This is a genomic window from Fibrobacterota bacterium (assembly GCA_019509785.1).
In the GTDB taxonomy this organism is placed as follows: Bacteria; Fibrobacterota; Fibrobacteria; order UBA11236; family UBA11236; genus Chersky-265.
Map to the genome: position 1 here is coordinate 1 of JAEKLQ010000032.1, position 22,806 is coordinate 22,806.

Here is a 22,806-nt window from a genome sequence, read left to right on the forward strand (position 1 = left end):
CAGCTCCGCATTAAAGGGCGGATCATTTATGCTATAAATCGCGCCATATTTATCCCATTTCCCCTCGGTAGCCGGCATTCCGAAATTATCCAGCACTTGTGTTTCATAACGGCCTTGCTGATAAATCCCGCTATTGGCGCGACCTTGATCAGTTGCGGTGGGATTAAAACAGGAAAAAAATTCGATGTGCATAAGTACTCTGCCCATGGTGGCAACCGAGTGGATTCCACGATACAGGTAGCCGTTTAGCAGTTTTGGCGCGTTTTCCTGCGCGACCCATTTCGACAAATCAGCGGAACCGGTGGCGGAGTCGAACAGGGAGACCACTCCGCTGCCGCCAGTGAGGGCGGCGACCTTCGTAGCCTTCAGCCCCAAGGTCGGGCTATGGCGCTTGACGCGATGCAGCACATAAGTGGTCGAGCCGTTATGCAAATAAAGGGACTTCTCTTCTCCGGTACCCGTGATGCTGTCCGAGACATACCCGCCCGAAGTAGTACTGACATTAAAAATCTTATTGTTCAGGGTGCCGTTGGCGGGCCCGCTGGCTCCTTGATACAGGGTCTTCTTATCCCATCCGCCATAAGGCTGGCCGGGCATGGGCAACAAGCCGTTGGGTAGGACGACCAAACCATAGCTGGACCCGCCATTGGCAACGATCCATGCGCCTAAATGTTTGGTGGAGTCCTGGGTTTGGGTCCCGTAGTACTCACCCTGAGTTTGCCAAATGGGTAATATGGTTCCGTTTAGTGGCGGTAAGTAATCGGCTTGCGCCCGGACCATTGAGACGGCGCCCAAGACCCCAACAACCGTTAAAAGACCCCCCACTTTCACGCGATTCTTCATCTCCAATACCTTTCTGATCACAGCTCCCCCTCTAATGGTCCATCGAATGTATGGTAAGGTACCCAATTCCCCGTAAGGTCGAAGGCAAAAAGTTAGATCGTATCGCCTGCTTTTGGGGCGATCTCTCCATTCACGGCGCAAAGGATTGGGGAGATTAGGTAAATCGTAGCCATCTTTCAAACCAATTTCCGCATAGCCACGTAATCAACGGGTGTGGGGCGCTACACCTGATCATTGCGAGGCCCAGCGTCTGTTTTTCCTGCTTTTCGCGCAAGAACCAGGTTAAAGCTTCCGCTCGTCCCAGGTGTTCTGTTGCAAAAGTTATGCAGCGCAAAGAGCCGGATTTCGGTAAATTCCATCCGTCCAGTAGGCTGTTTACCCGGTTGTCGGAAAGGATTTGTGGATTTATTTTCCCCACCCTCCAGTTATCCGGGTTTCACCGTCGTGGACAAGTCGCCATAACTCATTTATCAGATGAGGCTGGCGCAGTATTTTGGCATACCTGCGTTGTGGCTGGGGTGCAGGAACGCAAAAACCGGAATTGGGCCGCGGTGTTGGGGAATGCGCTTTAGCCTTTTAGGTTGGGCGCGTAAAGAAGGGGAAGAAGAATGAAGCTGGGAAATTGGGGGACGGCGCTGGTTGCGACTGGCTTGGCCGTATGTTCGGCATCGGCGATGAGCACCTTGAACCCGTACGTGACGGTCAAGGACATCATGCCCTCCGCCTTGAGCAACATCGGCGGCATCGGCGGGATGGCTTTGCTCCCTAACGGGGACGGGGTCATCTGCACCTGGGGCGGAAGCCAGAAAACCGTAGGCGAGGTGTGGATTATCCCCGCCCTGGCCACCGGGACCCCGGGTACCCCGACGCGTATTTCCCAGGGCTTGCGCGAACCGCTCGGCGTGGCCGTGGTGGGCTCGGACTTTTACGTCATGGAGAAGCCCCGTCTCTTGAAGTTCACCGGGTCGGGCACGACTTGGACCAAGTCCACCGTTTGGAGCCTGAATACCCAATGGTATGACGACACCATGTGGCACCATTTTTCCTGGGGCTTGGTCTATAAGGATTCCGCCTTCTGGTTCACCACCGGCATGGCCTATCCCCCCAAGGAAGATGACCCCAAGCAACGCGGGGGCCTGTTAAAGGTGGCCTTCAACGGAAGCGGCTACACCCAATTCGCCCGCGGCATGCGGAATACCGACGGCATCGCGCTGGGACCGGACGACGAGATTTTCATCACGGATAACCAGGGTGACTGGAAGCCCGCGGATCTGATGTACTGGATTCCCACCAAGGGAAACTTGGCCACCGATGGCCGCTTTTACGGATACCGCACCACGGTGAACAACGCCTGCGGCACTACCCCGGACAATCTGGCCCAGGACAATTGCCCCGCCGATCCCGTCTATCCGCCGGCGGTGTGGTTGCCCTACGGAGGCTTCAGCAACAGCCCCACGCATCCATTCCTGTGAAAAGGTGAACGGCGAATACCAAGGCGCCGCTTTCACCTTCATGTCGCAAAAGTTGGGCGGGGGAGGCATCCAATTCGGCGTGCAACAATTCCTGTATACGCCAACCGGAACCATCCTGGCCGCGGGCATCGGCGGGGGCACTTGCGATCTCGGCGGCTCGAACAATTGGAACTGGCAAGGAACCTGCCGCGGTTTGGATCTGTTGACCCCTACGACGACGGCTCCTTTCGACATCCTCGCCATCCGTTCGGTGTCCGATGGATTCGATATCGAATTCACCGAAGCGGCTGGAGCCATGGCCGGCCAAGCCTCCAATTGGAGCATCAAGACCACGGTGTATACCCCCGTGCACGCTTATGGGGGCGATCTGAATACTTCCGATAACAACATCAACGTGGCGGTCTCTTCCGCCACCCTCTCAGCCGATGGCAAGCATGTCCACCTCAAACCGGCGAGCCTTTCCACCAAGCGCATGTACGCCATCACCGCCAATACGGCCATCAAGAGCGCCAGCGGAGCGGATCTGTGGACCAATGTGGGGTACTACACCTTGAACTCGGTCAACAATGTCACCACCGTGGTCTCGGCTCCCGTGGCGTCCTTCGCGAGCCGGATCCATGCCTCAATGCATCTGGGGCACGTGTCCTTGGACGTCCCTTTCGCCGGCGCCTGGAATCTGGAGGTTCTCCGTTTAAACGGCTCGCGGGCCGCTGAGGCTTCCGGTTCGGGCCCCACCCATTTCGAGAGCGGTCCGCTGCGCCCGGGCCTGTACGTCGTGGCCGGCCATGCCGAGGGTTCGTCTTTCGGGGAGAAAATCCAGGTCCAGTAAGCGGGCCCCGCTTGCCGGTGGGGCATCGGGGATTGCCCTTCGCTCGGATCCGTGATAGATTCATACTTGGAGGCGGCCCCGTTAAGGGGTAGCCTCCAGGTAACCTATGCCCGATTCCCGGCCTGAATCCCAATCTTCACCAGGTGCTTCAGGGGAACCGCCCCAGGGCCTGGAAATTCCCTCCTTCTTTGCTCCCGACGGGCACCCCTTCGAGGCCCTGGAATGGGAGCGTCGCGACGCCATCATCGAGGATGAAGCCGGTCGCGTGATCTTCGCGCAGAAGTCCGTCGAGTTCCCCAAGACCTGGTCCCAATCCGCCTCGCAAATCGTGGCGTCCAAATATTTTCATGGAGGAAGAAGCGGGCGCGAGGATTCCCTCAAAACCCTGATCGGGCGCGTGGTCGATACCATCACGGGGTGGGGGCTGGCGCAGGGGTATTTCGCCGGCGGAGAAGCCGCGGAAACTTTCCGACGCGAACTGGCCCACCTGCTGGCGCATCAGAAGCTCGCTTTCAATTCCCCGGTCTGGTTCAACGTCGGCATAGAGACTAAGCCGCAGTGCTCGGCGTGCTTCATCAATTCCGTCGAGGACGACATGGAGTCGATCCTGGGGTTGGTGCGCACCGAAGGGCGCCTCTTCAAGTACGGCTCGGGCACGGGAACCAACTTCTCCAAGCTGCGTGGAAGCAAAGAACCCATTTCCGGAGGCGGCACGGCCTCGGGACCGGTTTCCTTCATGCGCGGCTTCGACAGTTTCGCCGGGGTGATCAAATCCGGCGGCAAGACGCGCCGGGCCGCCAAGATGGTCATCGTGGATGCCGATCATCCCGATATCCTGGAGTTCATCCGCTGCAAGGCCGTCGAGGAGAAGAAGGCCTGGGCCCTTATTGACGCGGGCTTCGCGGGCGGCTTCAACGAGCCGGGAGGCGCCTACGACTCCGTGCAGTTCCAGAATGCGAACCACTCCGTGCGGGTAACCGATGCCTGCATGCGCGCGGCGCTGGAGGGCAGGGAGTGGGTTACGCATAATCGGCTGGACGGGAGCCCTGCGGGTACCATGAAGGCCGCGGATTTGTTGCGGGAGATTTCCGAGGCTGCCTGGATATGCGGCGATCCCGGCATCCAATTCGATTCGACCATCAACCGCTGGCACACCTGCCCGGAGAGCGGCCGCATCAACGCGAGCAATCCCTGCTCGGAGTACATGTTCCTGGACGATTCCGCCTGCAATCTGGCCTCGTTGAACCTGATGCGCTTCCTGGGGGACGACGGGTCCTTCGACACGGAGGCTTTCGGGCATGCCGTCGACATCTCCATCCTGGCGCAGGAGATCTTGGTCGGCGAAGCGGGGTATCCCACCGAAGCCATCGCCCGCAATTCGCATGCGTTCCGTCCCTTGGGCTTGGGCTACGCCAATCTGGGGGCCGTGCTGATGGCACTGGGCCTGCCTTACGATAGCGACGAAGGCCGCGATTACGCGGCGGCGGTGACGGCCTTGATGCATGGGCGGGCCAATGCCATGTCGGCGCGCATCGCCGCGGTCGTGGGGCCTTTCCAAGGATTTCCGCCCAACCGTTCCGCCATGCTGCGGGTGATGGGCATGCATCTTTCGGCCGCGCGGTCCCTGGGGAAAGCGGGCGCACCGGCGGCCTTGCGGACGGCCGCCCTGCGGGCCTTGGAGGAAGCCGTCGCCTTGGGCAAGGCCCATGGCTACCGTAACGCGCAGGTGACGGTGCTGGCGCCCACGGGCACCATCGCTTTCATGATGGATTGCGACACAACGGGGGTGGAGCCCGATCTCGCCTTGGTCAAATACAAGCGCCTTTCCGGCGGAGGCATGCTGCGCATAGCCAACCGCGCCGTCCCCGAGGCGCTTAAGCGGCTGGGCTATGGCGATGCGGAACGCGCCGAGATGTTGGCCTACCTGGAGAAGCGCGGTACCCTGGAAGGCGCGCCGCACCTGAAAGCCGTCCACCTGCCCATCTTCGATTGCGCTTTCGCCGCCGAAGGGGCCACGCGCAGCATCCGTCCCGAAGGCCATCTGGGGATGATGGCCGCGGTACAGCCCTTCCTATCGGGAGCCATCTCCAAGACGGTCAACCTGCCGGCCGAATCCACTCCCGAAACCTTGGCCGCCGTCTTTACCGAGGCCTGGAAGCTGGGTCTCAAGTCGGTCGCCATCTACCGGGACGGATCCAAGCGCACCCAACCCCTGTCGACGTCCGCGGGGGACCGCGTCCGCGGCGAGGCCCGCCCGGCGCGCCGCCGCCTTCCCGATGAACGCGAAGCCATCACGCATAAGTTCAGCATCGCCGGGCACGAGGCCTATGTCACCGTGGGCAAATACGAGGACGGCACGCCGGGGGAGCTTTTCATCGTCATGTCCAAGGAGGGTTCGGTAGTCTCCGGGCTTTTGGACAGCTTCGCCACCGCCGTCTCGCTGGCCTTGCAATACGGCGTGCCTTTGAAGGTCCTGGTGGACAAGTTCAGCCATAGCCGCTACGAGCCCTCGGGATTCACCAACAATCCCCACATCCGCATCGCCAAGTCGATCACCGATTACATCTTCCGCTGGCTGGCGCTCAAGTTCCTGCCGGCGGCCGAAGCCCAGGCGGCCGTCGCCGATGCGGACGAAGGCCTGCTGGCATTGGGAAGTCCCACGGCTAACCCGGGGTCCACCGCGACCGGTGTCTCCGTGTCCTCCGCCGCGGTTCCCGCGAGCGGCTTCGCGGCCTCACCTGCGCCCGCCCCCATGGACATGGACGCGCCGCCTTGCCCGGAATGCGGATCGATCATGATGCCGGCCGGGTCTTGCTTTCGTTGCGGCAACTGCGGGAGCACGAGCGGATGTTCTTGATTCGCGATCGCCATTCGTGAGCGGGACCATCAGATAAAGGTTCCCAAGCCACCGCGGTCATTCTAGTTTTGCCGCATGCCCCAGCACACCAACCGCCTCATCCACGAGACCAGCCCATACCTCCTCCAGCACGCGCATAACCCCGTGGATTGGCATGCCTGGGGCCCGGAGGCCTTGGAGAAGGCCAAGCGCGAGAACAAGATTCTGCTGATCAGCATCGGCTATTCGGCCTGCCATTGGTGCCACGTAATGGAACGCGAATCCTTCGAGGACGAGGAGATCGCCGCCCTCATGAACGAGCGCTTCGTTTGCATTAAGGTGGATCGCGAGGAGCGCCCCGACGTGGACCAAGTGTACATGAACGCGGTGCAATTGGTGAGCAGCCAAGGCGGATGGCCCCTGAATTGTTTCGCCCTCCCCGACGGCCGTCCCATCTATGGCGGGACCTATTACCGCCCGGCGCAATGGCGCGAGGTGCTGCTGGGCCTGGCGAACCTGCATGCGGGCGATCCGGCCAAGGTGGAGCAGTACGCCGAGAAACTGACCCAAGGCGTGCGGCGGCAGGAATGGTCCGGCCCTGCGGAGGCGGAGGCGCCCATGTCCCTGGACGATCTGCGCGGCCTGGTCGCGCAGTGGAAGCCGCTTTTCGATCGCCGCGAAGGCGGCGCCAATCGGGCGCCTAAGTTCCCCTTGCCGAACAATTGGCAATTCCTGCTGCGCTATGCGCGCGCCGCCGGGGACGAGGAGGTCAGGGCCCAGGTGCTTTTGACCTTGGACAAGATGGCCTTCGGCGGCATCTACGACCATCTAGGCGGAGGCTTCGCCCGTTATGCCACCGACGGCCTATGGAAGGTCCCGCATTTCGAGAAGATGCTGTACGACAACGGGCAATTGCTGGAGTTGTACGCGGAAGCCTACCAGGCGGTCGGCGATCCGCTCTATGCCCAGGTGGTCCGCGAAACCGCCGCCTTCGTGGCCCGGGAACTTACCGCCCCCGAAGGCGCGTTCTATTCGGCTCTGGACGCCGACAGCGAAGGGGAAGAGGGCAAGTATTACGTCTGGGCCAAGGAAGAACTCGAGAGCGCCTTGGCGGAAGACTTTCCCTTGTTCCGGGACGCGTATAACATCAACTCGATCGGGTTCTGGGAGGACGGCCATTATATCCCGTTGCGCAAAGCGCGGGATCGGGAACTGGCCGCGGCCGCGGGACTGCCCGTGGAAGAATGGACGCGGCGCATGGAGCGGTCCAAGGCAAAATTGGCGGGCATCCGCGCGCAACGCGTACGGCCCGGGCTCGACGATAAGAGCCTCACGGCTTGGAACGCCATGATGTCCAAGGGCTACGTGGCCGCCTATCGAGCCCTCGGCGAAGAAGCATACTTGCGGGCTGCGGAAAAGAACCTCGGCTTCATCCTGGAGAACGGCCGCCGCCCGGATGGCGGTCTGCACCGGTCCTATAAGGCCGGTCGTTGGACCATCAATGCCTTCCTGGAGGATTATGCCTTCATGGCCGAAGCCCTGGTGGAATTGTACCAGGCCACCTTCGCCGAGAAGTGGCTGACGGCGGCGCGCGAGTTGGCCGACTACGCCCTGGCGCATTTCCTGGATCCCGAATCGGGTCTATGCTTTTTCACCTCCGACCTCGATGCACCCCTGGTGGCGCGCAAGTTCGAGGTCATGGATAACGTGACTCCGGCGGGCAATTCCAGCCTGGCCAAAGCCCTGCATTCCCTGGGCACCTTGCTAGGCGATGATCGCTTCCTGGATCGATCGGCCCACATGCTCGCGCAAGTGCGAGGGGACATGCCCGCCTACGTCCCCGGCTATTCGAACTGGGCCCTCCTGGCCTTGCGCTCGGCGACCCCGTTCTACGAAGTCGTCATCGCGGGGCCGGAAGCGGAAGCGCGTCGGCGCGAGTTCGATCGGCATTGGCTTCCCGATGCGGTTCTGGCCGGTAGTACGGGTCCCAGCAGCCTTCCGCTCCTGGAAGGCCGCATCGATGCTTCGCGAACCCGCATCTTCGTCTGCCGCGGCCGCGTTTGCGATCTTCCCTCCGAAACCGTCGCCGAAGCCTTGATCCGCCTAGGCCGTTCCTGAGACAAGGCGAAGACATGGATTCGCCGGGAGCGAATGATTTGGACCTGCGTCCCGATGGCTCGGGCTGCCTCCTCAAGGTGAAGGTCACCCCGCGCGGATCGTCCGAGGCCGTGCTCGGCATCGCCGAAGGCGCCTTGCGCATCCGGCTTACGGCCCCGCCCGTGGAAGGCGCGGCCAATGCCGCTGCCCGGGCCTTCCTCTCCGATCTCCTCGGGGTTCCCAAGCGGGCGGTGGAATTGGCCCGCGGCCAGACGGCGCGCGCCAAGACCTTCCGCATCGACGGTCTCGCTCCCGATATCGTCCGGGCCCGGCTGGCGAAGTCCTTGCCCGCTTAAGCGGCGGCGGAAGCCGTTGGGCAAGGTCGAAACCCGCCGGCGTAAATCCTAACTCCTTGATTTTCATGGATCTGGATGGCATCGCGAGAAGGCTTGCGGTAGGGAAACCTACGTGTCACCCCCCGGTTCGGCTTCGATGGCGCGCGAGCGCGTAACCGACTAGATCCGATTCTACTAATTCGGCCGGCGACAATGGTTTAGATGCCTTATTCCGGCCCAATGAACACGGGCCTTCCAGGGACCGTCACGCGCAAGCCCCGTCCCACGGGGGTTCCCGGTCGCATGGCCCGGAGGCCCTATGGGCGTAAGGCTCGCGGTCGTCGATTGCGGATAAATGATCGATTCCCGCTTTCATTTTAACGGGATCGGAAGTATATAATTGGACCGAGCCGCGGAAGCATCGCATGGACGCGGTCGCGCGGGCTCGCATCCCATCGAAAGGAAAAGCGCATGAACAAGCAAGAATTGGTACAGACGGTGCTCGCGGACGGCAAGAGCGGAATCGAGACCAAGGCCGCCGCCGAGCGCGCCGTCAACGCGGTGCTGGAAAGCATCGAGTCCGGCATCAAGAAGGATGGCGTGGTGCAATTGATCGGCTTCGGCACCTTCACCGTGAAGACCCGCGCCGCCCGCAAGGGCCGCAATCCCTCCACCGGCGCCGAGATCAAGATCAAGGCTTCCAAGACCGTGGGCTTCAAGGCCGGCGTGGCCCTGAAGGAAACCGCCAAGAAGGCGAAGACCAAGTAAAAGCTCCCGCGTCCGCGTGAGTCGAATCCGCGCGAGCGGTTCGCGGCGAAACTTTCGCCGCAAAGGGGACGGCCTGGGGGTCGTCCCTTTCGTTTCCGGCCCGGCCGCTTCCGGTTTTTTAAATTAGCCGGATGGACAACCTCGGCGGCCTTCGGGCGCCTGCCCCCCTGGTCGTGGGCCGCCTGCCTTTCCTGGTCTGCGCGCCTTTCTTCCATTCCACCTTGCCGGGAACCCCTGGCGGCGCGGAGCTTCCCGACGTGCGTTTCATCGACGGCGTCCCCCGTTTCCTCAATGGCGAATTGGCCGCCGGCCGCGTCGACGCCGCGCCTTCGTCCAGCTTCGAATACGGATTGCATCCCGCGGATTACCGTTTGATCCCCGGCATTTCCACCTCCAGCACCATGGAGATGAAATCCGTGCTGTTCCTTTCCCAGGTGCCTTGGGAAGGATTGGACGGCGTTCCGATCGCGCTCTCTTCCGACTCGGCGACCTCGAACGTGCTTTTCCGCATCCTCTGCTCCCGGCGTTTCCACGTCCGGCCGCGCCTGCTCGGCGGGGGAGAGTCGGCTACCGAAACGGAAGCCAGGGAGGCCCGGGGCCGCGTGTTCATCGGCGATCGCGCCTTGCGCGAATCCTTTTCCGGGAGATGGGCTTATCGATACGATCTCGCCGACGTGTGGGCGCGTTGGCAAGACCTGCCTTTCTCTTTCGGGTTGTGGATGATACGACGCGACGCCCTGGCCGCCAAGGCCGTGGCCGCGACGCGTTTCCGTCGCGCGCTCATGGCTTCCGTGGCTGCCTTCAAGGCCGATCCCGCTTCCGCCCTGGCCCTATGGACCACGGCCTATCCGAACGATCTGCCGCGGGATCTGATGTTAGGGTTCTACGCCACGGCCGATTACGGTTTCGGCGAAAAGCATGCGAGCTCGCTTTCGATCTATTATCGCTTGGCCCACGAAGAGGGCTTCCTGCCCGCGGTCCCGGAACTCGCCTTCGCGCCGGAAACTTGAGGGACGTTTCCTTCTTCCGCTCTTATCCCGCCGCGAATTCCCGCACCGTTCGGAGCAGCCACTCACGCACCTCGCGAGGATGGGAGATGGTGATCAAGTGGTTGCCGCCCTTCAGTAGGGTCAGGTATTGAGGATCGCCCGCGGGACGGATCAGCCAATCGCCCGTGGAGTGGAGATGGCGGAAGCGCGCCGGCGGGCGGCATCCCGGCCAACGCGCGATTTTCGGCGGCATGGCCCGTAGCAGGGCGGGGGGGAAGTGCCCCATGATGTCGGCCAGCAGGGCCTGATCGGGAGGTTCCAACATCTTCTGCAAAGCCAACACGGCGGGGATCAGGCGGAATATCCGGCTGATGATGAAATCGGGCATGAGCGGGGCGATCGGCCACAACCATAGGAAGCGCTTGCGGATATGGCGCGGGTGCGTGGCGGAAGCGATGATGAGCGCCCCCCTCACGTCTATCGCCCGGGCCATCTCCAAGGCCAACATGCCGCCTAATGACACGCCGCCGATGATGTCGCCGGGCCGCAATCCGATTTCCGCCGCCATCCGCAAGGCGTAGTCGCGTAGGCTCTCGCCCCGTCGCGCGGGAATCAAATCGAAGGTCTCGAATTCGGGAGGGAGATCGAGCCGAATGAACGCGCGCTTATCCAAAGCGAACCCGGTGATCAGTAAGACGCGCATTAGGATAAAGTATATGCAATTAAGCTACATTTGAAGCTATGCGTGAGTCGGGAGGCAAGCGAATGGAATGCCGGGAATGCAGCGCGATCATCGCCGCCAACGTCGCCATCTGCCCCTCTTGCGGAGCGAGACAGGTTCCGGCGGTCCCCGCTTCCGCGCCGTCCCCATCGTCCCCGGCAACCGTGTTCCCTTCCGCGCCGTCGAGGCCGCGTACGCCCGCCCGTACCGCGGGGCAACCCGCGCCGTTTCCCGAATCCCAGGGCGCCCAGCCTCCCGCGGTCAGCGGCGGCAATCCGCTGCCGCGCATGGGCGAAACCTTCGCCGGACGCTATCGCGTGGAGAAATACCTGGGTTTGGGCGCGCTCTGCAATGCCTATTTATGCCGCGACTCGGGAGCGGGCAACCGGGAAGTGGTCCTGAAGATCATGCATGCCCGCAAGGCCGCCGAATCCGGCCTCGCGGACAGCTTCCTGTTCTTGGCCGCCTCGGTCGCCAAGTACGATCATAAAGGCATCGCCCGCATCCTGGAGACGGGACGCCACGAAGGCCAGCCCTATTACACCATGGAATGGGTGGGCGGCACGCCCCTGCGCCTTTGGCTCATGGAACGTTTAAGCTTCGATACCCGCGTGCTGCCGGGCCTGGGCCTCATCGCCTCGCTCCTGGATACCTTCGAAACCATCCATGAACGCGGATGTTACGGCTGCGTCAAGCCCGAGAACGTCTTCATCACCCTGAACGGCCCGGTCATCATGGACTTCGGCGTGGTGGGTTTCCTGAGCCCGCAGGAGTTCGAATACAACTCCTATGCCCGCCGCTATCTGCCCTACATGGCGCCGGAGCTGCGGCAGGACTGGGGCAACCTGCTCCCGCAAAGCGATTTCTATTCCATCGGCGCCTTGTTGTACGAGGTCCTGGCCGGCCGTTCCCCCGCTCCGCAATTGAAGTTGCCCAGCGAACTCTCGCGCGCTTTCGGGATCGAGGCGGACGAAATCATCCTCAAGGCCATGGCCCCCCGGCCCCTCGATCGTTTCGCTACCGTCGAGGCGTTCCGCCAAGCGGTGGTTTCCCTGCAGGCTTCCCTGCTGGCCCATCCCCAGGATAACGGTTCCATCCTCCCGGCCTCGGCGTCGCCGCAAGCCCATCCTTCCTTGGAAATCACTTCCGATCCCACCTCCGTGCACAATCCGGACGAGGACTTCGAAGACCCGGGAACCGGCACCCTGCGGATGCCGGGAACCGGAACCATGCCGGCGGGCGGAGACGAACCCTGGATGCGGGAAGCCTCGCGATCCACGGAAGGCCCCGTCTTTTCCGCCGCCGAGGCCGGGTCCCCATCGGCCAGGATGGAAGCCGGCGCCGAAGGCGGAATCCTGTCGTCTTTCGCCCAACTCGGCGATCGGTCCTTGGAGGACGCGCATTCCAAGCGGCGCTTCGCCCATGGCAAGGGGCCGTTAACGATTGCCGAACCCGAGGGGGACCCCGGCAAAGTCGCGTTAGGAGCCGGCGTCAAAGGGATGGGGCAGCCAGGGGACGATGCGTCTCCGGTGCCCGCATGGCTCTGGGTCGTCATCGCCTTGGCCGGCTGCTGCCTGGTCATGCTCTCCGCGTATTTCGGTTTCCGCGGGCGCTGAGCGGATGGAGATCCGCCTCGACGGGATCGGCGCCATGGCCCATGGCGAAGCCCGAACCTTCGCCTTCGACCGCAACGGTCGCCCGGCGCAAGGCTTCCTCATCCGCCATGGAGAAGGATACTTCGCCTACCTCAACCAGTGCCGGCACTGGTACGTGCCTCTGGATCTCGGGGACGGGGATTTCTACCACCCCGCGGCCGACCGGATCATGTGCAAAACCCACGGGGCGTCCTACCAAGTCGACACGGGCCTCTGCGACTACGGGCCCTGCGTCGGTGCTTCCCTGGATGCCTTTCCCGTTTCCGTACAGGGCGATCAGGCCCTGATCACCGTGCCCGGCTGAACTTCGCTGTCGCGTCCGCGCACGCAAAGTTTTAACTTTTCCGCAACCCAAAAACGAACCCGGAGGGGAATCCATGTTTATACCCGCATTCAATAGCTCCGCCATGCTGCAACGCAAACAGGAAATGCCGGTCATCAACGCCGACAAGCCGGGAAATCCGCTTTCGCACCCGGCCCCCAAGGCCCCGCGCATCTTCGCCGACACCGCCACCTGGTCGGAAATCGAACCCTTGTTCAAGGCCGGCATCATCAACGGCCTCACCACCAATCCCAGCCTGCTCAAGAAGGCGGGTGCCAAATCCTGGGGGAACGCCAAGGAGATCATGAAGGATCTCTGCGCCAAGTTGAAGCCGTATCCCGTCTCCCTCGAACTCACCGAGTTGGACGAGGAGAAGATGGTGAAACAGGCGGAAGAGCTTTCCGCCTTGGGGGAAAACTCCGTGATCAAGGTACCGGTGGGCGGCTATCGCGCCGTGAACGCTTCCGCCGATCCCTTCACCGGCCTCAAGGTCATCCGCCGCTTGTGGGAGCGCGGCATCAAGGTGAATACCACCCTCGTCTTCAACACCACCCAGGCCTTCTGGGCGGCCAATGCGGGCGCGACCTACGTGAGCCCGTTCCTGGGCCGCCTCGCGGATTACGCCTATAAGAATGATGCGCATGAACGCACCCCGGGCAATTCCCTCTATTGGGTCGAGGATCACAAGAACGCCAAAGGCGATCAGCATATGTCCAATACCGAATACGTGGCTTCGGCCGGACCGGCCAAGGACGCGGGCGCGCGGCTCATCTTCGAGATCGCGACCGTGTTCGCCAATTACCGCATCAAGACCGAGATCCTGGCCGCCAGCTTCCGCAACCAAGTGCAATTGACGGAATGCCTGCTGGCCGGCGCCGATATCCTCACCGTGCCCGCCGCGATCCTGTCCACCGTCGCGGATCATCCCCTGAGCGATGAGGGCATGAAGGCATTCTCGGAAGATCAGAAGGCCTTCGGCATGTAATGCCGATCAGAGCCCTTTGACGGCTATCCAACCCCAGGCGAAAAGGAAGGACAAGCCGCCGAAAGGGGTAATCGCCCCCAAGGGTCGGAAGCCCGTCAGGGCCAGAGCGTACAGGCTACCGGAGAAGAGGATAATGCCCACTACGAAGCCGATGGCCGGCGCGGTAATCGGGGCGGGCGAAGCGGCGGCCCGTGCATACAGCGCGAGGGCCAGCAGGGCCAGGGCGTGTATCAAGTGGTAGAGCACGCCCGTATGCCAGACCTCGAGCATATCGGCGGAGAGGCGGGACTTCAAGGCATGGGCCCCGAAGGCCCCGAGGGCCACCCCCAGGAATCCCAGCGCCGCCGCGATGCGGATCCAAAGCATGGGCTAAAGGTACTTCCACGCGGGGCTCCGTTCCAGGACCTCGAAGTCGCTTTCTCCCTTTTTCGCGGGAGGACCGCGGACTATATTTCCCCGGGATCCCCGCGCCATTCCCGCGCGGGTGGATAAGTCCTCCAACTCCGAGGTTACGCATGTCCGCCAATATCGACAGCGTCCTGAACGAAACCCGCAAGTTCCCGGCCCCGGAAGGCTTCCGGAAGCAGGCCGCGATTTCCTCCTGGGAGGAATACCGGGCCATGTACGATGAGTCGGTAAAGGACCCGGAGAAATTCTGGGCCGGCGTCGCGGGGCAATTGCATTGGTTCAAGAAATGGGACCGGGTGCGCAATTGGGACAACGCCCCGTTCGCGAAATGGTTCGAGGGCGGCAAGACCAACCTCTCGTATAACTGCCTGGACAAGCACCTGGCGAAGCACCGCAACAAGGCCGCCATCCTGTGGGAAGGCGAGCCGACGGGCGAGCGTAAGGTGCTCACCTATGGCGAACTCCACCGCCAGGTTTGCAAGTTCGCCAACGTCCTAAAGGCCCGCGGGATCAAGAAGGGCGACACCATCGCCCTGTACATGCCCATGGTGCCCGAACTGGCCATCGCCATGCTGGCCTGCGCCCGCATCGGCGCGGTCCATTCCATCATCTTCGGCGGCTTCTCGGCGCCTGCCATCTCGGATCGCGTGAACGATGCGCAATCGAAAATGGTCATCACCGCCGATGGCGGCTATCGCCGCGGGAACGTGCTGCGCCTGAAGGACACGGTCGACGAAGCGCTCAAGACCTGCCCTTCGGTGCATAGCTGCGTGGTGGTGAGCCGCGCCAAGACGCAGATCCAAATGCAAACCGGGCGCGATTTCTGGTGGCACGATCTGATGGGACAAGCCGATGCCGATTGCCCGGCCGAAGAGCTGGATTCGGAGCATCCGCTGTACATCCTGTACACCTCGGGAAGCACCGGGAAGCCCAAGGGCATCTTGCACACCACCGGCGGCTACATGGTGGGAACCTATCTCACCACCAAGTACGTCTTCGACCTAAAGGAAGCGGACACCTATTGGTGCACGGCCGACATCGGTTGGGTCACCGGGCATAGCTACGTCGTCTATGGCCCGCTCAATACCGGCGCCACCGTGCTCATGTACGAGGGCGCGCCCAACGCTCCCGCCAACGACCGCTTCTGGCAAATCATCGAACGCTACCGCGTCACCATCTTCTACACCGCGCCCACCGCCATCCGTTCCTTCATGAAATGGGGCGACGACCTGCCCGCCAAATACGACTTGTCATCCTTAAGGCTGCTCGGTTCGGTGGGCGAACCCATCAATCCGGAAGCCTGGATGTGGTACCACGAGGTCATCGGCGGCAAGCGTTGCCCCATCGTGGATACCTGGTGGCAGACGGAAACCGGCGCCATCATGATCACGCCCTTGCCCGGCATCACCGCGACCAAACCAGGCTCGGCCACCTTCCCCTTCTTCGGGGTGGACGTCGCCGTGGTCAATGACAAGGGCGAAGAGCTAGGCCCGAATCAGGGCGGCTTCCTGGTCATCCGCCAACCCTGGCCCTCCATGCTGCGAACCTTGTACGGCGCCGACGATCGTTATAAGGAAGTCTACTGGAACCGGTTCGCCAAGCAAGGTTGGTACCTGGCCGGAGACGGCGCGGTCAAGGACGCCGAGGGCTACATCTGGATCCTGGGCCGCATCGACGACGTGCTGAACGTGTCGGGCCATCGCTTGTCGACCATGGAAGTGGAAAGCGCCCTGGTGGCGCATGCCACGGTCGTGGAAGCCGCCGTGGTAGGCTTCAAGCATGATATGAAGGGCGAAGGCGTGGCCGCCTTCGTGATCCTGGGCCAAGGCGCGGAGAAGAGCAAGGCGACCAGCGATGCCTTGAAAGCCCACGTCCGCAACATGATCGGGCCCTTGGCCATGCCCGATCAGATCCATTTCACCGATGCGCTTCCGAAAACCCGTTCGGGCAAGATCATGCGGCGCCTGCTGCGCGACGTGGCCAACGGCGTGGATACCAAGGGGGACATGACCACCTTGGAAGATCTCACCGTGCTCGCCAAGCTGCGGCAGGACGAGGACTGAGGGTCGGAGCGCCCTATTTGCCCTTGGCGATCGGCAATATCGCCTGCAGGGCGGCTTGCCGGGTTTTCTGATCAGGATCCCCCGCCATGGCCTTGGCGAATTCGCGGAACCGGTTGGCGAGCAGGCTGGTAGGGGCGCCCGGATAGCGCGCCGTCGCGTCCCCATTGCATATCGCCGAGGTACCCGCTTCTACGCAGGCCAGATTGCCCGCGCTAGCGGTCGGAGGGCATGGGTGCGCGGAATCGGGCACGCAACGGGCTTCCGCGACGGACGCAGGCGGAAGGAATCCGGATTTTCCGTTCCACACGTTCCAAAGCACGTTATCCTGGAAATGGTTAAGCGGCGCTCCGGTGGCGCCCGCGATCCCTACGGTTCCGCCCGCAGGGATAGGCCCGCGGCCATCCCGCAAGGGCGCCAGGCGGTTCGCGTAAAGCACATTGCCTACGATGGCGTGCCCCCGGCCCCTACGGATGCAGATCCCCAAGTCCGCCTCGGCGATGAAGTTGCCTTCCGCGATAATCCCGGAAGCGTTTTCGTCCAGGAACAATCCGTAAGCCTGGGTGGATGCGCCCGCGGTTCCCGCCGCGCTTCCCGGCGCGGATAGGATCAGGTTTCCCCGCACCTCCGAGCCTTCCGTGCCCCACGGACCCTGCGCCGGCCCGGCGTGGATGGCCCCCGCTTCGTCCAAATGCAGGCAGGTCATGCGCAGCGAATTCCCCTCGACCATGTCCCTTTTGCCTAGGAACCGGATCCCGTCGCAAGCCGTGGAATCGATGCGGTTATCGCCGATGTGATCGCCGTCGCCCAAGGCGCGGATTCCGATACCCATTTCCCCGTCGTCGTCGGGGCCCGAGCGTCCCAGGTTCGCGAACAACCCGATGCGGGCGATGCGATTGCCGAGGATGCGGGCCCCCGTCTCCGCGGTTTGCAGAGGATTCAAATCCGGATCGGGCTGCGCCGAGATGCCGGCCAGCAATGCCCCTTCGATGAGGTTGCCGGTCGCCGCGAACCCGCTCCCGCGGAAATCGATCCCCGTCAGGATGGCATTGCGGATGCCGCAGGAATCGATCTCGACGTGGACGCAATCGTAAAAGTAGAGGGCGGCGGAGACCTGGGATTCGAAGTCGATGCCGGCGATGCGGACGTTCGCGATTCCCGATCCCTTGATGCCGTAGCCGGCATTGGCGATGCGCAGGGAATGGGCCGCCGGAGCGTCATCGGGCGCGAGCGCTAGGCGAAGGCGATGCCCGTCGCGGGGAAGCGGGGACTCCTCCGGGTAACAGTACCAGGATCCGGGTTGATCGAGCCCTTCGGGCGTATCGGTGAAAAAGGCTCCCGCGTTCGGGGCGGGATCCTTGGGTAGAGCCTCGTCCCAGGTGAGCCGGCCCGTCGCCGAATCGAAGCCGCGCACGGTCCGGTTCGACAGGATGCGGCGGAGCGCGCGGACCCGCAGGTTAGTCCCCGCGAAGGCATGGGGATGCCCGGCCAATGCCAACGGGTCGAGAACCAGGGATTCGGAATCCGCGCCGGCGATCTTGATGAACCCGGAGGCCGGGAAGCGCGCCAAGGGGACCACGCGATTGTCCTTGATCAGGGCGAAGGGCTGGCCGTCCGTTTCCGGCGGGATGTCGGTGGCGTAAACCCAGGCCGTTGGCCCTTGCGATACCAAGGTCCAGTTCGAAACGGGCAGGCCGCCATCGATGATGGGCGGCAATCCGTCCCCATACGCGGAAAATGACATCGGATCACGAAGGGACCCTGAGCCTTGGGCCAGTATCGATCCCGGGAACCGATCTCCGCGGCGAAGCAAAAAAGAGGCGCCCGGCAATTGGGGAAGGGCGTTCAGTCGATCCAAGGTGCGGCAAGGGGCTGAGAGGGATTGGCAATCCGAAGCGTCGTTCCCGTTGGCGGCGAAGTAATAGGTGGCGCCAGCGCGCGCGGAAACGGCGGCGCAGGCAAGGGCCGCCAGGATCGGGCGAATGACGGAGCGAAAGGGCATAGGTCGACTTATAGGACGTATGGGCGAGTCAAAGTGTAGCACCGGGCGGGGCGGGACATGCAGAGAACATACTCATTTGGGCGGGGATCCCGCCAATAACGGACCAGAAGTATTACTTTTTGCGCGCCCGCCGAATACCAGCCTTGCGGGCGGAAAGATGTCCACCATGGTACCTACTTCATCTACCACCCCTTTGCGGTCTTTGGCCCTCCTGATCGCCGGCATCGCATACTGCGTCCATGCCCAAGCGCCGACGGAATCAGCCGACAGCACGAAAAATGGTTGGAAGAGGCAATTCAACGGCATGCTCAACCTGTCCCAGGCTTATTACGACAATTGGGCCAAGGGCGGCACCGACGCCTTGACGTATGAAGTGAATTTGGGCGGAGAAGCCACCTACGACCAGGACAAATATCAATGGGACACCAAGGGCAAGGCCGTCTACGGACGCACCAAGGTCGGCTCCTTGGCTTCCAGGAAATCCTCGGACGAATTGAACCTGGAATCCATCTATACCTATAAGCTCGCGGTGATGGTGAATCCCTTCGCCTCCCTCACGGCCCAGTCCCAATTCACCCCGGGGTATGAATATTCCGGCGATACCTCCCGCACGGAAATCTCCTATGCCTTCGATCCGACCTATTTCACGGAAACGGTCGGCTTGGGAGTGACCCCGTTCAAGGGTTTCAAGGAACGCCTGGGCGCTTCCATGAAGCAGACCATGTCCTCGCGGGAATTCAAATTCGCCGATGATCCCGAAACCGACGGGATCGAATCCTTTAAGCAAGAGTATGGCGTTACGTCGATCACGGAATACGAAGCGGACCTGATGCAGAACATCAAGGGAACCACCCGGCTGGAAATCTTCGCGAACTTCAAGGGTTGGGACGAAATCGATGCGCGCTGGGCCAATCAGATCACAGCGAAAGTGAACTCGCTGATCAGCGTCAACTTCGAATACGAACTTCTCTACGATAAGGATTTGAGCAAAAGCCGCCAGACCCGCGAAGGCCTGGGCGTTGGCATTTCCTTCCTGAAAATTTAGCCTTCATCGGCCCGGCCTCAAGGCCGGGCAACCCGGGAGCCGACCATGGCTGGAACGCATAAATGGACTTTTTTCCGGGCGGGTGGCTTCGATCAGGTCAAGCTCACCACCGGAGCCGATTTGAGGAACCTCGATCAGCTCGATCAGAAGCTATGGGTGGCCTTGGCGTGCCCCACGCGCGGCTTGGAGATAGAGTCGCGCACCCTGGAGTTGATCGACACGGACGGGAACGGCCGGGTGCGCGCGCCGGAACTGATCGCGGCGGCCCGTTACGCCACGGACAACCTGAAGCGCCCCGATGATTTGTTCAAAGGCGAGGACGGCTTGCCCCTCGAGGCCATCAATGACTCCACCCCGGAGGGCCGCACCTTGGCTTCTTCGGCCCGGCAAATCCTGCGCAATATCGGGAAGGCGGACGCGGCGGCGGTTACGGTAGCCGACGTATCCGACAAAACCCGTCTCTTCGCCGGAACCCCGTTCAATGGCGACGGAGTCATCACCGAACTTTCCGCCCCGGACGAATCGGGCAAGGCCATCGTCCGCGAGATCATGGATTGCGTCGGCAGCGTTCCGGATCTTTCCGGGCAGCCGGGCATCGGCAAGGATCAGATCGAGGCTTTCTTCGCGGAGGCGCGGGCCTACGCGGCTTGGCTGGCCGAAGCCGAGACCGGGCCGGGCACCGCGAAGGTTTTCCCGCTGGGCAAGGACGCCACCATCGCGGCGGTCGCGGCGATGGAAGCCGTGCGGGCGAAGTGCGACGATTATTTCGCGCGTTGCCGCCTGGCCGCGTACGATCCGCGCGCCGAACAGGCCCTCAATCGCCGCGAAGAAGAGTACCTGGATTTCGCCGCGAAGGATCTGACGTTGACCGCATCCGAAGTGGCCGGCTTCCCGCTGGCCCACGTGACCGCCGGCCGGCCCCTTCCCTTGACGGGCCCGGTCAATCCGGCCCATGTCGATGCCCTGAAACGTTTCGCAGAAGCTACGGTCGCCCCGGCCATCGGGGCGCGCAAAGAGCTCTCCGAAGGCGATTGGCTTTCCCTGCAGGACCGCTTCGCGCCCTATAAGGAATGGGATGCGGGAAAGGCGGGCCGCAAGGTGGAAAAGCTGGGCGAAGCCCGTATCCGGGCCTTGTTGGCATCGGGCGCGCAAGCCACCGTCGAGTCCCTGCTGGCCCAGGACGAGAATCTCAAGGCGGAGACCGCCGGCATCGAGCAGGTCGAACGCTTGGCGAGGTACTACCGCGATCTCGCCTTGCTCTGCATCAACTTCGTGAGCTTCAAGGATTTCTACGACGGCCAGGATCCCGCCATCTTCCAGGTCGGCACCTTGTTTCTCGATCAACGCGCTTGCCGGTTATGCCTGCGCGTGGAGGACCCGGCCAAGCACGCGCTGATGGCCGGATTGGCGGGGGCCTACCTCGCCTATTGCGATTGCGTTCGGAGCGTCACCGGGGAGAAGATGCAAATCGTGGCGGCCTTCACGGCCGGCGACGGCGACAACCTGATGGTGGGCCGCAACGGCCTGTTCTACGATCGCAAAGGCCAGGATTGGGACGCCACCATCGTGAAGATCGTGGACAATCCCATCAGCATCCGCCAGGCCTTCTGGTCCCCGTACAAGAAATTCCTCCGCTATCTGGAGGAACAGGTCAACAAGCGCGCCGCCGCCGCGGATGCCGAAGCGCATGCCAAGCTGGCCACGGCCGCGGTGGTCGCCGTCAATCCGGATGCGACGAAACCGCCTCCCCCTCCGCCGCCCGAGCCGAAGAAGATGGACGTGGGTACGGTGGCCGCCATCGGCGTAGCCGCCGGCGCCATCGGCACCTTCGCGACCGCCCTCGTCGGCCATGCCCTGGGCATCTTCCAGATGGGAATCCTAGCCACCCTGGGCGCCCTCATCGGCTTGATGCTCCTGATTTCCCTTCCCTCGGTGGTGATGGCCTACATGAAGCTGCGCAAGCGCAACCTCGGCCCCATCCTGGATTCGAACGGATGGGCGGTGAATTCCAAGGCCAAAATCAACGTTCCCTTCGGCGCCACCCTGAGCAGCATCGCCAAACTCCCGCCGGGGGCGCGCCGCGACTTCAGCGATCCCTACGCGGAAAAAGCCTTCCCGTGGAAACTCGTGGCGACCGTCCTGCTCCTCATTTATTGCGCCTTCCATTGGTACGTGGGAGGATTCGATACCGTGCTCCCCGGCATGGCCCGGTCCACCGCGGTGCTCGGCAAATGGGCGCCCAAGCAGACCTCCGTCCCGAATGGCGCGACCCCGGGAGCGGCCGCATCATCTCCCACGCCTGCGCCACCCCCGCCGCCCGCGGTCCCAACACCGGCGCCGGCCCCAGCGGCGCCGTAACGCGCCGGCCGCTGTTGGAACCGCCCGCATGGCGCTACCTTTCCCCATGCACGATATGCCGAAGGGGCGCCTGCAATGAGACGACAAGCTCCGATTCCCCTCGGTGCGGCGGCGGAATCGGATAGATCCCCGGGCCTTCCGGCATGGCCCGATGCATGGCACGTGGTGGTGCGAAGCGCGGACCTACCCCCGGGAAAAGTCCGGAGCCTTCCCCTCGCGGGACGGGAGCTGGTGGTCTTCCGTACCGCGGCCGGTTCCCTCGGCGCCTTGGATGCCCATTGCCCCCATATGGGCGCCCATCTCGGCTGCGCCGCCGTGCAAGGCGGAAGCCTGGTATGTCCGCTCCATGGCTTCGCATTGGATCCCTCCGGCGAAGTTCGCGCGCCCGGCGAACTAGGCGGCGGCTCGCGTCCAGGCACCCGCGCATATCCGGTGACGGAAGCTTTTGGCCTCGTCTTCGTCCATCCGGGCGGGGACGTTTCGCCGGCAAGACCGCCTCCGCAACCTGCCGCGGGCATGCGATGGCTGGCCGGGAGACCGCTTCGCTTGCGCGCCGACTGGCGCCACGTGGTGGTCAATGCCTTCGACCTCCTGCATATGCGCTCGGTCCATGGCCGCGCCTTGACGGGCCCGGCCCGCATCGAGTCGAAGGACGGCGCCTTGGCCATGAGCTATGAAAGCGGGGTATTGCCGCTGTCCGGGACGGCAGGGTATATCACGCGAAGATTGTCGCGGAACCGGATCAAGGTCATGCAAACGTGCTACGGCCCATGGCTCATGGTCGAAAGCACGGTGGGGCCCATCCGGACTTGCGCCGTGTTCGGCCTCTTGCAGGAAGGCGAATACCTGCGGGTCTTCAATGCCTTCGGAACCGCCCGCCGCGACCCCCTGGCCCGCTGGGGGCTCCACCTCATCCGCCTCTTCTACTATGCCTTTCTCCGGAAAGACTTCGCCATCCTGGAAGGCATGCGTCTGCGGTTCGCGCATCCGGAAGACGAAGGCGTAGCTGCCATAACGGCCTATCTGGAATCCTTCCGCGACCTGGAGCCTTCCGAAGGATGATGGTCGCCCGGAGGAAGGC

General features: G+C 62.8%; 19 protein-coding genes. 14 read left to right on the plus strand and 5 right to left on the minus strand.

What is annotated here, in order from left to right; genetic code table 11:
* On the minus strand, positions 1–843 hold an 843-nt coding region (locus JF616_07940; protein MBW8887672.1), incomplete at its 3' end, for a hypothetical protein.
* Positions 844–1,451: 608 nt separating this feature from the next.
* On the opposite strand from JF616_07940, the gene JF616_07945 reads away from it, so the two are divergent.
* The 7 genes from JF616_07945 (at position 1,452) to JF616_07975 (ending at position 10,190) form a co-directional block, all read left to right on the plus strand.
* The gene (locus JF616_07945) at positions 1,452–2,315 is read left to right on the plus strand and encodes a hypothetical protein (GenBank protein ID MBW8887673.1); all 864 of its coding nucleotides are present in this window, start codon (positions 1,452–1,454) and stop codon (positions 2,313–2,315) included.
* 4 nt (positions 2,316–2,319) lie between these two features.
* Positions 2,320–3,144 carry a hypothetical protein gene (locus JF616_07950; protein ID MBW8887674.1) on the plus strand — a complete coding sequence of 275 codons (825 nt, stop codon included), beginning with the start codon at positions 2,320–2,322 and terminating at the stop codon, positions 3,142–3,144.
* A gap of 106 nt (positions 3,145–3,250) precedes the next feature.
* Positions 3,251–6,001 carry a vitamin B12-dependent ribonucleotide reductase gene (locus JF616_07955; protein MBW8887675.1) on the plus strand — a complete coding sequence of 917 codons (2,751 nt, stop codon included), beginning with the start codon at positions 3,251–3,253 and terminating at the stop codon, positions 5,999–6,001.
* A 75-nt stretch (positions 6,002–6,076) separates the two neighbouring features.
* Positions 6,077–8,098 carry a thioredoxin domain-containing protein gene (locus JF616_07960; protein MBW8887676.1) on the plus strand — a complete coding sequence of 674 codons (2,022 nt, stop codon included), beginning with the start codon at positions 6,077–6,079 and terminating at the stop codon, positions 8,096–8,098.
* Between the two features lie 14 nt (positions 8,099–8,112).
* Entirely contained in the window at positions 8,113–8,433 is a 321-nt protein-coding gene (locus tag JF616_07965; protein MBW8887677.1) for a DUF167 domain-containing protein, read from the plus strand.
* 450 nt (positions 8,434–8,883) lie between these two features.
* Entirely contained in the window at positions 8,884–9,180 is a 297-nt protein-coding gene (locus JF616_07970) for an HU family DNA-binding protein (GenBank protein MBW8887678.1), read from the plus strand.
* Positions 9,181–9,311: 131 nt separating this feature from the next.
* Positions 9,312–10,190: a menaquinone biosynthesis protein gene (locus tag JF616_07975; protein MBW8887679.1), complete on the plus strand. Its 879-nt coding sequence runs from the start codon at positions 9,312–9,314 to the stop codon at positions 10,188–10,190.
* Between the two features lie 22 nt (positions 10,191–10,212).
* Here the strand turns inward: JF616_07975 and JF616_07980 are convergent, their stop codons facing one another.
* Both JF616_07980 and JF616_07985 read right to left on the minus strand, forming a co-directional pair.
* Positions 10,213–10,872, minus strand: coding sequence for an alpha/beta fold hydrolase (locus JF616_07980; GenBank protein MBW8887680.1), 660 nt, complete (start codon positions 10,870–10,872; stop codon positions 10,213–10,215).
* A 19-nt stretch (positions 10,873–10,891) separates the two neighbouring features.
* Complete coding sequence (locus JF616_07985; protein ID MBW8887681.1) at positions 10,892–11,179, minus strand: hypothetical protein; 288 nt, start codon at positions 11,177–11,179, stop codon at positions 10,892–10,894.
* Here JF616_07985 and JF616_07990 point away from each other — a divergent pair.
* The 3 genes from JF616_07990 (at position 11,178) to JF616_08000 (ending at position 13,852) form a co-directional block, all read left to right on the plus strand.
* Positions 11,178–12,506 carry a serine/threonine protein kinase gene (locus JF616_07990; GenBank protein ID MBW8887682.1) on the plus strand — a complete coding sequence of 443 codons (1,329 nt, stop codon included), beginning with the start codon at positions 11,178–11,180 and terminating at the stop codon, positions 12,504–12,506. The two genes, JF616_07985 and JF616_07990, sit on opposite strands and share 2 nt — an antisense overlap.
* Before the next feature lie 4 nt (positions 12,507–12,510).
* Positions 12,511–12,849, plus strand: a complete 339-nt coding sequence (locus JF616_07995; protein MBW8887683.1) for a Rieske 2Fe-2S domain-containing protein — start codon at positions 12,511–12,513, stop codon at positions 12,847–12,849.
* 73 nt (positions 12,850–12,922) lie between these two features.
* Entirely contained in the window at positions 12,923–13,852 is a 930-nt protein-coding gene (locus tag JF616_08000; protein MBW8887684.1) for a hypothetical protein, read from the plus strand.
* 6 nt (positions 13,853–13,858) lie between these two features.
* Here JF616_08000 and JF616_08005 read toward each other — a convergent pair whose 3' ends face one another.
* Complete coding sequence (locus JF616_08005) at positions 13,859–14,218, minus strand: DUF423 domain-containing protein (GenBank protein MBW8887685.1); 360 nt, start codon at positions 14,216–14,218, stop codon at positions 13,859–13,861.
* 149 nt (positions 14,219–14,367) lie between these two features.
* Here JF616_08005 and acs point away from each other — a divergent pair, with 149 nt between their 5' ends.
* Positions 14,368–16,323 (plus strand): acetate--CoA ligase, encoded by a 1,956-nt coding sequence (acs, locus tag JF616_08010; GenBank protein MBW8887686.1) that lies wholly within the window; start codon positions 14,368–14,370, stop codon positions 16,321–16,323.
* Between the two features lie 13 nt (positions 16,324–16,336).
* Here acs and JF616_08015 read toward each other — a convergent pair whose 3' ends face one another.
* Complete coding sequence (locus JF616_08015) at positions 16,337–18,322, minus strand: right-handed parallel beta-helix repeat-containing protein (protein ID MBW8887687.1); 1,986 nt, start codon at positions 18,320–18,322, stop codon at positions 16,337–16,339.
* 166 nt (positions 18,323–18,488) lie between these two features.
* Here JF616_08015 and JF616_08020 point away from each other — a divergent pair, with 166 nt between their 5' ends.
* The 3 genes from JF616_08020 (at position 18,489) to JF616_08030 (ending at position 22,787) form a co-directional block, all read left to right on the plus strand.
* Positions 18,489–19,367: a DUF3078 domain-containing protein gene (locus JF616_08020; protein MBW8887688.1), complete on the plus strand. Its 879-nt coding sequence runs from the start codon at positions 18,489–18,491 to the stop codon at positions 19,365–19,367.
* 45 nt (positions 19,368–19,412) lie between these two features.
* The gene (locus JF616_08025) at positions 19,413–21,725 is read left to right on the plus strand and encodes a hypothetical protein (protein MBW8887689.1); all 2,313 of its coding nucleotides are present in this window, start codon (positions 19,413–19,415) and stop codon (positions 21,723–21,725) included.
* A gap of 75 nt (positions 21,726–21,800) precedes the next feature.
* Entirely contained in the window at positions 21,801–22,787 is a 987-nt protein-coding gene (locus JF616_08030; protein ID MBW8887690.1) for a Rieske 2Fe-2S domain-containing protein, read from the plus strand.
* The last annotated feature ends 19 nt before the right edge of the window (positions 22,788–22,806 follow it).